Annotated in this window: 9 protein-coding genes, 1 tRNA gene and 1 riboswitch; of the genes, 3 read left to right on the top strand and 7 right to left on the bottom strand. The window is 43.1% G+C overall.

Annotated elements, in window-relative coordinates:
- Positions 1-50: 50 nt before the first annotated feature.
- The 5 genes from ABFC84_01510 to purB form a co-directional block, all read right to left on the bottom strand.
- Complete coding sequence (locus ABFC84_01510; protein MEN6411422.1) at positions 51-1691, bottom strand: ShlB/FhaC/HecB family hemolysin secretion/activation protein; 1641 nt, start codon at positions 1689-1691, stop codon at positions 51-53.
- A gap of 64 nt (positions 1692-1755) precedes the next feature.
- Complete coding sequence (locus ABFC84_01505) at positions 1756-1968, bottom strand: hypothetical protein (GenBank protein ID MEN6411421.1); 213 nt, start codon at positions 1966-1968, stop codon at positions 1756-1758.
- A 135-nt stretch (positions 1969-2103) separates the two neighbouring features.
- Positions 2104-2181, bottom strand: a riboswitch (cyclic di-GMP riboswitch).
- Between the two features lie 249 nt (positions 2182-2430).
- A complete protein-coding gene (locus tag ABFC84_01500; GenBank protein MEN6411420.1) occupies positions 2431-3012 on the bottom strand; it encodes an FxLYD domain-containing protein in 582 nt (193 codons plus the stop codon).
- 79 nt (positions 3013-3091) lie between these two features.
- A complete protein-coding gene (locus ABFC84_01495; protein ID MEN6411419.1) occupies positions 3092-4501 on the bottom strand; it encodes an anion permease in 1410 nt (469 codons plus the stop codon).
- 25 nt (positions 4502-4526) lie between these two features.
- The gene (purB, locus tag ABFC84_01490; protein ID MEN6411418.1) at positions 4527-5873 is read right to left on the bottom strand and encodes an adenylosuccinate lyase; all 1347 of its coding nucleotides are present in this window, start codon (positions 5871-5873) and stop codon (positions 4527-4529) included.
- Between the two features lie 364 nt (positions 5874-6237).
- Here purB and ABFC84_01485 point away from each other — a divergent pair, with 364 nt between their 5' ends.
- Positions 6238-7107, top strand: a complete 870-nt coding sequence (locus tag ABFC84_01485; GenBank protein ID MEN6411417.1) for a LysR family transcriptional regulator — start codon at positions 6238-6240, stop codon at positions 7105-7107.
- Between the two features lie 53 nt (positions 7108-7160).
- The gene (locus tag ABFC84_01480) at positions 7161-8060 is read left to right on the top strand and encodes a hypothetical protein (protein ID MEN6411416.1); all 900 of its coding nucleotides are present in this window, start codon (positions 7161-7163) and stop codon (positions 8058-8060) included.
- 159 nt (positions 8061-8219) lie between these two features.
- Here ABFC84_01480 and ABFC84_01475 read toward each other — a convergent pair whose 3' ends face one another.
- Positions 8220-9305, bottom strand: coding sequence for a PrpR N-terminal domain-containing protein (locus tag ABFC84_01475; protein MEN6411415.1), 1086 nt, complete (start codon positions 9303-9305; stop codon positions 8220-8222).
- A gap of 306 nt (positions 9306-9611) precedes the next feature.
- Positions 9612-9687: transfer RNA gene (locus ABFC84_01470), tRNA-Met, on the bottom strand.
- A gap of 354 nt (positions 9688-10041) precedes the next feature.
- Between ABFC84_01470 and hydG the strand changes: the two genes are divergently transcribed.
- Positions 10042-11466, top strand: a complete 1425-nt coding sequence (hydG, locus tag ABFC84_01465) for a [FeFe] hydrogenase H-cluster radical SAM maturase HydG (protein ID MEN6411414.1) — start codon at positions 10042-10044, stop codon at positions 11464-11466.
- Positions 11467-11510: the final 44 nt, after the last annotated feature.

Here is an 11510-nt window from a genome sequence, read left to right as displayed (position 1 = left end):
TATTTCTCTTTATATCCACGTTTTTTCGCCTATCGTTTATTGATAACTGCCTAAAAAATAGTTGATTGCAGGAAAAAATGTACCCGTACATGCTGTCGGTAAGCAGTTTGACTTGATAAAGGAAATCCGATGGCGATTTTTCCGGATTCATACTTTGAAAAGTTCAGAATCACTCCACAACCTACACTGGTAAGAAAGTCATTATGGTCAACGCCTTCTCCGTTCCCTTTCAAGGTAAACGTGCCGCCGTGATCAATAAAAGTCATGAATTTTGTCTTGCTGTCCGGTCTTACCGGCATGTCCAGCTCGGCGCTTACACAATACCCTTTATCACCGTTTTTCAATCCTTCGGGGAAACCTCGTACGCTGGACATTCCGCCAAGGCTAAACTGCTCGGAAGACGGCAGCAGCTCTTTATTCGCCCACTGTCCGTTAGCCCGGAAAATAAGCAAATTGCCATGGGAAAGCCACCGTTGCTGCACATAAGAAAGATTATAGCGGAAAAAATCATGCACCCTGCTATCACTATTACCAAAAGTAAAATCATTGCGCATATACCAAAAACGGTTATTGCCGATTGACTGAAATGAAGCTCCGGCTACGCCGGTTTTTACTTTATTGTTTAGTAAGGTAATCCCGGAAAAAGAAGTGTCGGAGGTCTTATTATGCCACTCCAGGTATCCTTCTGATTTGTATTGAGGTGTTACCCTGAAGGGATGACTTAAATACACAGCAAAATCATCGGAATTCCCCTTTATATCGAGACTTTCATAAGCCCCCGAAGATACACTGGTCTGATTTTTGTCATAACTGACACCTACCCGCGTTCCTTGGGTATCAACGGGCATATAGTAGGAAAAAGCTCCCGCCGTAGTATCTTTAGCCTGAATGGCAGTGACCGACAGGGTATCCCGCCAGCCTGTCAGGCTGCTATCCACCCAGGTTAAGCCGGTGCGGTACAACCCGCTTTCCTTACGCCCGCCATTGTCTGAAAACAACGTAGCTTGGGAATTTACCGGCTCCTGGGTTTTTACTATAAGATCGGTAGCGCCAAACTCTTTACCGGGCCTGAGCTCTGCTTGAAGCTGAATATCATTGGTCCGGTTAAAAAAGGTAAGGTCTTTTTCCAGTTCATTTAGCTTCAGCAGATTTCCTGGCTGAAGCGTCAGCCGGTCTTTGATGTAATTTAGGTTGGTATGACGATTATTTTCAACATAGATTTGACCCACATGGCCTTCCACTAGCTGAATGTTTACTATACCGTTCTCGATTTTCTGCGACGGCAGAAGGGCCTGTGCGGTTATGTATTGCTTTTGCCGGTAAAGAGCATTCAATTTCTTAACCGCATCATTCAGTTCCTTCATGCTGATGGTCTTGCCTTCATACTGACTAACCACAGACTCGATCTCATCAGCAGTTAGAATTTGTGACGGCGTCGTAACAATTTTCCGCACGAACACAGTAATAGATTTATCTTGTTGCGCCATCTCTCCCGGTTTGCCGGTGTTGTCTTGAATCGGTTCCTGTTCCGTCCGCCTCTCCTTAAGATTTTGCTCCAGCCGATAATAATCGGTATTTTGCGGCGTCCGTTTTTGGACTGCTTCTCCCGTCGCTGTAGAAACTTCTTCCCCTTGGCACACTGGTGCATTTAGGCATAGGACTAACATCGCTGCGATTACCTGCTTTTTCATACATTGACCTCCTGATCGGCTCTGGGTATTATTGCCATCGCAATCTCCATAATCTCGCTAATTGCTATTGATATTCCTCCCATCCATAAAATAGCTTTACTCCTGTAGCGTTGTCAAAAGCTACACCGCGCGCCACTCCGCCAATATACTCGAAAATATCTTTGAGCCCCTGACAAACGCACTCTCCGATTTCTCCGCCAAATACTTGACAGAAACCGCGATTGCTGTAGGGAAAAAACCCGTCAAATATTTTTGCGACAAAGCACTCCTTTTTCATAAAAGTCGGCTTCTCCGAAATCTACTTGCGCTTCGCCCGGATGTTATACAAGTTCCTGAATGGTCTTGGTTTGCTGAAGTTTCCGTTTGTATTCCTTCACAAACCGCTGCACTGTTGTATAGGACAGATCAAACTCCGGGCATTCCGCTTTCAAGCGATCATTGACCCGTGGCTTTGCGTCCTTGTCTCTGGACAAGTTTACCATATATTTTGATTATACTACTATTATAAAACTTTTGTGCCACTATCGTTATATCGTAGACATTGAAACACGCATGGCTATTGGCTTTAGTGCCCCATACCCCTTTTGATGGACAGAATAAACCCGTGGTAAACTGAACATCAAACGGGTACGGGGCAACTTTGTGTGCACTCAGTGTGCGATAGATAAACAATAGTAGAACCCCATGACAATCTGCAGGATTATTTTTTTACGGCAGGAATATCATGTAGGTTGCTAGTTTAATACGGACGCCCTGTTACGCCAGCCAATTTATAACTTGTGGCCCTTTCATCTATAATAAGCGCCTTAAATTTCCACACAGCATTGGCCTCTATATCAGCAGTGTTTGTCATTGCCGTACCAACTTGAGCACCGGATTTATCATGAAGTGTAAACCGGATTTCCGCGTATCTATATTTTTTATTGCTATTATTTGATTGCGCCTTATGCTCTACTACTTCAAGATCATTCGCTTGCTGAGTTTGTTGTGTAATTACCGAAACAGTATTTTTTGATTGTTGAGATTGAGGAACTAAAGAGCGACTGTAAGAATTAAAGAAAAATACTACACAGGCTACGACTATAATTCCACTGATTATTTGTGTACCTGTTAATTGTTTTCTTTTCGCTTGGCTTGTCGTAATTTCTTTAGAACATCTTGGGCACCGAGAAACATCTGGAGGTAATTCAATTCCACATTCTGAACACTTTTTTATTATTGGCGGATTTTGCTGTTTAGTAATAGGTTGTTCGATTGTTACTGATGCTTTGATTATTTTTTCCCCGCATTTTGGACAACCCATCCAATCTTCTTGTGTCAAATACTTACCCCCATATACGAAAGAAGGCTGCAAACAGAATGTTTTTGCAGCCTTCTTTCGTATATTGATTCTATTTAAGTTACCAAAGGCCAAGAACCTTCCACCATGCACCCCCAATTCCCAGCCATACGAAGACATTCATTGTTGTCAGAATAAAGCCCAGCTTCCACCATTCAGCTTGCGTTACATAACCGGCGCCAAATATAATCGGTCCTGCCGCACCGCCATAATGTGTCAACGGTATCATGACATTAGACAAGAAAGCAAATGCTAAGGCGGCAAGGAGTGGGGGAACTCCCACCCCGACAGAAATTGCAAGAAAAGCTGCATACATAGCGCTAATATGTGCAGTAACACTAGCAAAGCCATAATGAGAATATACATAAACAATAATCAGAATCGCAAATGCCACAGTCCACGACAATCCCGCCGCCGCAATGATTGCACCGGCCGACTTTGCAATCCAGGCAATAAAGCCGGATTTCGCCAGCGCTGTTGCTAATGCAACAAGAGACCCCATCCAAAACAGTGTATCCCATGCTCCTTTTTCACCAATGACATCCTCCCAGGTAAGTACCTGGCAAATAATCATAATACATACAGCACTCATCGCTACAACAGTAGCATTAATATGAGTGATTTCCGAAGTTGCCCACATGAGCAATGCGCCTATAAATACGAAGGCAACTACTTGTTCCATTCGCGTCATCGGCCCCATAGCTTCCAATTCTTTTTTCGCTAATTTTTTTGCAGCCGGCATTGCTTGAATTTCCGGTGGATACAACTTATAGAGAACATAGGGAATGAGCAGCAAAGAAACGACACCGGGAACCAAGGCTGCCCGCGCCCAGGAAGTCCAAGTAAGTTCAACGCCGATTGCTTTTGATGCAAGCTCCACGGAGAGTGGATTACCAGCCATAGCCGTCATAAACATAGCACAGGTAATGGCATTGGCATGATATTCAATCTGCATGATATACGAACCGAATTTACGAGCAGTCGGCCCTGGTTCAGAGCCAAGCGCCGAGGACAGGCTCTTGATAATCGGGAAAATGATACCGCCTGCGCGTGCCGCACTAGAAGGCGTCGCCGGTGAGATGACAAAATCACTGATAGTGATGGCATAACCCAGCGTTAGGGATGATTTGCCAATCAATTTAATAATAACAAAGGCAATTCTCCGTCCGAGACCGCTTTTTATAAAACCCCGGGCAAATAGAAACGCGGAAACGATAAGCCACATTGTCCCATTTCCATAGCCCATTAAAGCATCACCCAGTTTCAGTGTCCCTGACAACGCGGAAAACGTCACTGCAATAAAGGCAATCGCTCCTATAGGCAATGGTTGAAGAATGTAGCCTAAAATTGTAGCAACGAATATGGCAAATAAGTGCCACGCCTGTACTTTCAGCCCTTCCGGCACCGGCATGAACCATATAACTGCACCGACAGCCAAAACAATTAGCCCATTTCGTAGCTTTTTATTCATGGCATTAACACATCCTTAATATGCTTTATGCGTTATATTTTGCGAGAACACGGTCTGCAAATTGTGGAGCATACCCGATATAATTGCGAGGATTTAGCATTGACGTAATTTCTTCATCGGTAAACGCCTCGCGAACCTTCGGCTCTGCCTTTAATGCGACCTCCATTTGCTGTTCTGCTTCATAGGCTTTCATGCAGGTCCGATACACGATATTATGAGCTGTCATACGGCCTAATTTAGGAGCCAAATGCATCATTATACATTCCGACATCATCAGCCCTCTTAACTTATTTAAGTTCGCTTCCATGTGTTTCGGATAAACAATTAAATTTTCCAGAACATCCATAGATTTTTCAAGTGCTGCACTGATGAGGTGACAGGCACGTGGAATGGCTTCCCATTCTGTTATAAAGCAACCCCAGTCCCGCTCATTTTCACTTACCATGCTTTCGACAATCGCCGGCGCGATGCTTCTGACGCTGCGACAAAGTGCGATGATATTTTCAACGACCTGCGGGTTACGTTTATGCGGCATCGTACTGGAGCCGACCTTTCCCATAAAAAACGGCTCTTCCAGTTCAAGAATTTCCGTTCGCTGCAAAGAAAGAATCTCGCTGGCAATTCTGCCGATTGTACCGGCGCAGATTGCAAGCAGGCTGGTAAATTCCGCCTGACTGTCCCGGGCCACATGCCAGGCAATTGTCGGAACGTTTAGATCTAGAATTTCCATCATTCTCGTCTGAACTTCGAGTCCCTTTTCTGGCTGAGATGCCAGCGTTCCCACAGCACCGGCCATTTCTCCGACGAATACCCGGTCTTTTATTTCTTCCAATCGCTGGATATCTCTGCCAAGTTCATCAGCCCAGACAGCCACTTTATACCCAAGAGTGATCGGCAAAGCATGAATGACATGGGTACGGCCGCACATAATTGTATCCCGATATTTCCTGACTAAATTCAGCGTTGATTTCTGGCATGCTTTCATTTGTTCTAAAATAACCGCATAAGCTTCCTTCATTTGAAGAACAAGCCCTGTATCTACAATATCCTGGCTAGTGGCACCCCAGTGAACGTATTCACCGGCGTCGTCTGCCAGCACTGCTTTGAACGCTTTCAGTAACGGTACTATTGTAATTGAACTTTTATAGAACTCACCAATCTGCGGAATATTGAGCAATTCCGCCTTTGCTTTCGCATTGATTTCATCTGCTTTTCCCTTGGGAATAACGCCCAGTTCTCCCTGTGCTTTAGCTAATGCTGCTTCCGTATCCAGCCATTTTTGGACAATATTCTTATCGCTGAATATATCTCTCATTTTGTCGGTACTGAATAAGCAGCCAAAAACCTGGCTGTCAATTGTTGTAGATGGCATTGAACTCTCTCCTTTATGTAATATTTTAAATACTCGGCTTATTAGTTTTTGTGCGCACAAAAAAATCAGGACTAACTTTGGTTAAATAATATCATTCCGAAAAATAATACTAAAATATCAGTCGCTTATCTTTGCATAAAAAATCTTTATAAAAAACTTACTTTCATCTGATAAGTACTCTTTCAATCTGATAATTCCGCTTTATCATTGAATAATTGGCTTTTAAAGGCAGAGTTAGCTCATAAATAAGTTTTGCTTATCTTATAATAAAAACTTCTTATTATCTTTCAGAGTAAAATTCGCATTAAGCCGATATTTTCATGCTAGAATAGCATTATAGTATAAACATACGGGAGCAACGCTTATGGAGTTACGACAACTTGAATATTTTCTTATGGTCAGTAAGCTAACCAGTTTTACCAGAGCCGCGGAACGCCTTTATGTCTCTCAGCCTGCCGTAACGAATGCTATTCATAGCTTGGAAGAAGAACTCGGCGTCCAGCTATTTGACCGTAATCAAAAGCAGGCATTTCTAACGACAGAAGGTCAAGTCTTTTTTCGACATGTCGAAAATATTATGAGCGGCGTTTCAAAAACAATTTTTGAAATTAACGAATTGAAAAATCTCAACAATGGCGTACTAACTTTGGGAATCACTCCGGTTGCCGGAATGCAGCCAATCCCACAGCTTTTAAAAAAGTTCAAAAATAAATATCCGAATATTCAGCTCTCTTTTATTGAAAAAAATGTTACTGATATACAAGAATTATTAATTGAGGATAAAGTCGATCTCGCTATTGTCATTCTGGGTGAAGATAACAACCTGCTCGATTATACAACCATCGGCTCACAGGAATTGGCCGTCTGCTGTTCAAAAGATCACTGTTTCCGCCGGAAAAATTCTATTGCGCTGTCCGAACTGGTAAATGAACCGTTAATCCTACTCACCCAGAGCTGCCTGCTGCGAAAACTCATTATAAAGGAATTCGAAAGACTAAACACGCTACCGCAAATAGCCTTTGAATCTAATCACATACAAACAATAAAAGGACTTACTGCCAGTAATGCCGGTTTGACAATTTTACCGCTGGATTTATGTGACAATTCTCTCATCAATATTCCTTTGACTACTCCATTAATGATCGATATCGCCATCGCTATCAAAAAAAATAAATATATCTCTCATGCGGCGCGGGCCTTTCTTAAATTAGCTAGCGAGGTCCCATTTTGCTAAACCGTGTTAGCTATTTTTTAAAATTCCCATATTCTTTTAAAGGAGATCATGCCATGAATTTAAAAATTGCCGTTGTCGCCAGTGGTCCGCTAATTGCTGGTGAAATCATGCATATTATAAAATCAATTGTCAGCGAAAATATAGACGTTCAAACATATTTGACCTATGAAATTAAGGATGATTCCGTGGCCGACATCTATGTTTGTGCTCAAACACAGCTACAGTCGTTAGCTGCGGCAGTACCAAGAAAAAAAATTGTTTTGCTGGACCTGATGCCAAATTCAAAATTTTTTATTTCAGTAGCTCGCATCCCCCAAAACGAAACGATTTATATATTTAATAATCATTTGGAATACGCGCTCATTCTAGGTAATTATTGTAAAAATATTGGTATTACCGGCGTTGAATTTGTACCGATCGCCTACCGTGACATGCCGCAGAAGGAAATTCAGGCACGATTGAAACAAGCAAAATATATTATCGGTGTTGACCGGTTTGTCGGTGAAGGCGGTCTTTTATCGCCAAATTACCGAGCTTACCTGCGCAAAGACGTCACGATCATTCCGGCAACACGAGCCGCCTCTATTCATTCTGCCTGTGTACTCATTCAATGCATCGCTGCAAAATTTTATCACCATATCGACACTACCGTAAAAAAAATAGCCACGGATTTACAAAGTAAATCCGTGGCTTCTGAAGCCGAATTAGAAACAATCAGACTGGAAGTCAAAGAATTGGCTGTTTCAAGCAATAACGCGATGGATACAATTCAAAATGCCGTAACAAAATCGGTACTGAATAATATTTCTTCCGATATCACGATCTTTGATACCTGCAATAATCGCTTAGATGTTGAACAACTTGCTGGGGAAACGATTTATGGTTCTTTGGAAGCGATTATGGCCTCCAATAATACTCTTCATTTGATTGTTGACAAGTTAGCAAAGCTGTAAAATAAGGTTCGAACCGTTATACCTACCCGAATTCAAGCCTTCCGGCACATTGCCGGAAGGCCTTATTTATTTTGTTGTCTAACGTTTTCTTCTAAATTTCTAATTTGCCGGTTTGATCATTTTGCAGGAAAATTCGTATGTTTGCGGCTAGCTTCTAGCCTATTTTGTTTGAATTTCTGCCATATCCATTAGCTTTTGGCCAACATCTCTAAGGCCCTCAAGCATTTGAGCAATTGATTGAGTAGCTTTTGCCTGCTCCTGGGTAATCACATTACTCTGAGCAATATCGCTTACTACCTTAGTTACGCAGCTTTCCAGATTATCCAAGATATCCTTAATTTTTTTTGCTGATTCATTGCTCTCATTCGCTAATTTGCGGACTTCCTCGGCTACAACTGAAAAGCCCCGACCCAGTTCTCCCGCTCTGGCTGCCTCAATTGCTGCATTTAATCCCAGCAAATTAGACTGTTGAGCTACCCGGCTGATCATCTCTACGATTTCAACCGTATTACGGACCTCTTTCGTAGCTTGATTTGACACATCAGCCGTTTTTAAACTTGTAGTGGCTAACTCCTGTGAAGAAGCTGTTAACTCTTCTACTGCAGCTGCAGCTTGTTCAATCGCCGAATAGATGTCGGTAGAGTAATGTGCAATTTGCTGCGCCCGTTCCTGAGCACGCAAACGATCCGACTGCTGTGCCTCAGAAATTCTGACAGCTTCTTTTATCGCTTTTTTAACTGAAATTTCCCCCGAATCAAGCATTTCGGTGGGAAGACCTAGCTTTTCAGCAAATTTTGCTCCCACCGTATCGCCCACAATCCCTTTCACTCCAAGGCGAGAAAATTCCTGAAAAACTTGTTCTAAATCGTTCTCGTTACGCCATGGCCGAAAGTAGAGATCACAGTTTACTAGCTTGAGGTCCTGTACACTATCATCAATAAGATGATAATTTGCCACTATACCAATTTTATCGATTTCTTTGCTTGCAACCTTATGAATCGGGTCTAGCAAATCACTGATTGAGGCTTTAAGGCCGATTACTGTTTTATCTGTCTGTGCTTTTATGATTTCAGCCGTGCCACCCCGACTGATTATAATCTTGACATCTGGGTATCTCTCGGCCACAGCTATCGCTTCCTGCATATTTTTAACTTCAACCGGTATTTGCAACCTCATTTCAGATATTACCTTTGCTGCGGAATTAGCCACATAAGAGGATGGAGCAACGAATAAAATATCTTCCATGTATGACACCCCTATTCGTTCTTGTTTTGACGCTGGTAAACTTAATAACTTATATAATTATTCTTTTTGACAATCAGCGAAAGATACCTTCCACCATTTACAAATTTTTCTGTTTTTAGCAAATTTTCTTGCTGCCTAATTTATTTTAATCGCGGTATTGTTTTAAAAGCATAAAAAATCGATATCATCACTCCCTTCCCCTTGACAAAAATAAAAAAAGCCCGGCAGCATTATTACACTGCCAGGCGGAATTTACTTCTTTATAAACATCTTCCTGCATCCGTTGCATTAAAGAATGAATTATTTTGGTTGCGGGGACAGGATTTGAACCTGTGACCTTCGGGTTATGAGCCCGACGAGCTGCCAGCTGCTCCACCCCGCGCTGTTTTTTTATTATATAATAAATACAGGATAATGTCAAATAGCAAGCTGCTGTTTATCTACTGTTTATACTCGTCTTCCCATGTCGTTTAGGGGATACAGCACTTGACATTGGAAATATTTGGAGCTATAATTAATTAAATACAAATTCTGACCGGCAGGGTACGCCTTACCGGGAGGAAGGTTTAGAACTACCTGCGGTAAAGAGGATATTCTCTGCTCCTAGGGGTGAAGAATTTAGCTTTGTCAAAAACCTTCCCTAGGGAAGGTTTTTCTGTTGATCGGCGTAAAAATTTTTACCGGGGATTAACTTTTCTCTTTTGCGGGCAGTACTAACCACGAAAGGAGTATGGAAATGGACAAGAAGTATGCAGGCGACTTTATCGATGAACCTTTTATCCACTCGTTATTGTCAGAAACAGCCTCGCTTCCCAAGAGTCAACTGGAGGGAATTATCGAAAAAGCCAGAGGGGCAAAAGGATTGACTGCCCGGGAAGTGGCCGCTTTAATTCAGTTGGAAGATGAAGCATTGCTGGAAAAGATGTTTGCCGCTGCGCTGGAGATCAAGCAGAAAATATACGGTAAGCGGCTGGTGCTGTTTGCGCCGCTTTATTTGAGCAATTACTGTATTAATAACTGTTTTTACTGCGGTTATGGCTGCCGAAACGAAATTCACCGCAAGCGGCTGACCATGGAGGAGATCCGGGAAGAAGTCAAGGCGCTGGAAGAATTGGGCCATAAGCGGCTGATGCTGGATATGGGGGAAGACCCGGTCCGCACTCCCATCGAATATGTAATTGAAGCAATGAAAACCATTTATGATACGACAAAAGGCAACGGCGCCATTCGCCGGATCAATGTCCAGATTGCGGCCACCACGGTAGAAGAATACAGGTTGCTGAAAAAGGCCGGCATCGGCACCTATATTCTCTTTCAGGAAACTTTCCACCGGGAAACTTATGCCAAAATGCATCCCTCCGGACCAAAACGGGATTATGACTGGCATACCACAGCGATAGAAAGGGCCATGGAAGGCGGCATCGACGATGTGGGGATGGGCGTGCTGTTCGGTCTGTATGACTATCGTTTTGAAGTAGTAGGTCTTATGCTGGCGATCAACCATTTAGAAAAAAGATTTGGTATCGGCCCTCATACTCTTTCTTTTCCCCGCATGCGAGCCGCTGAAGGCGTCAACCTAGATACATTCCCCTATTTGGTTACCGACCCGCAATTTAAAAAGATTGTCGCCGTATTGCGGCTGGCAGTGCCTTATACCGGGATGATCATATCGACGAGAGAAAGTCCCGATTTCCGTGATGAAATTATTGATCTGGGTATATCCCAGCTGAGCGCCGGATCGTGCGTCGGCGTAGGAGGCTACAAGGCCCAGCTTGATAAACTGAAAAAGGGCGGCCATACCGCCGTCGAAGATTCCTCTCAATTTCAGGTCGCTGATCACCGGACGCCGGATGAAATTCTGCGCCACATTTGCGAAGCCGGCTATATTCCCAGTTACTGCACCGCCTGTTATCGTAAAGGAAGAACCGGCGACAGGTTTATGCCTTTGGCCAAGAGCGGCGAAATTCAAAACACCTGCCAGCCGAATGCCATATTAACGTTTAAAGAATATTTAATGGACTATGCCAGTCCGGAAACCCGGCGAATCGGCGAACAAACGATTCAGAAGCATCTGGATATGATCCCCAACCCCAAGGTGAAGCAAATGACCATTGATGAGCTGAAAAAAATCGAAACGGGAACGAGAGATTTGTACTTCTAAAAAGCTTCCCTGCCGGCAGAATCAAAACAAAAAGATTCCAATGG

The organism is Veillonellales bacterium (assembly GCA_039680175.1).
Taxonomy (GTDB): domain Bacteria; phylum Bacillota; class Negativicutes; order JAAYSF01; family JAAYSF01; genus JBDKTO01.
The sequence above is the reverse complement of the archived record's forward strand: the minus strand, read 5'-3'. Positions and strand labels throughout refer to the sequence as shown.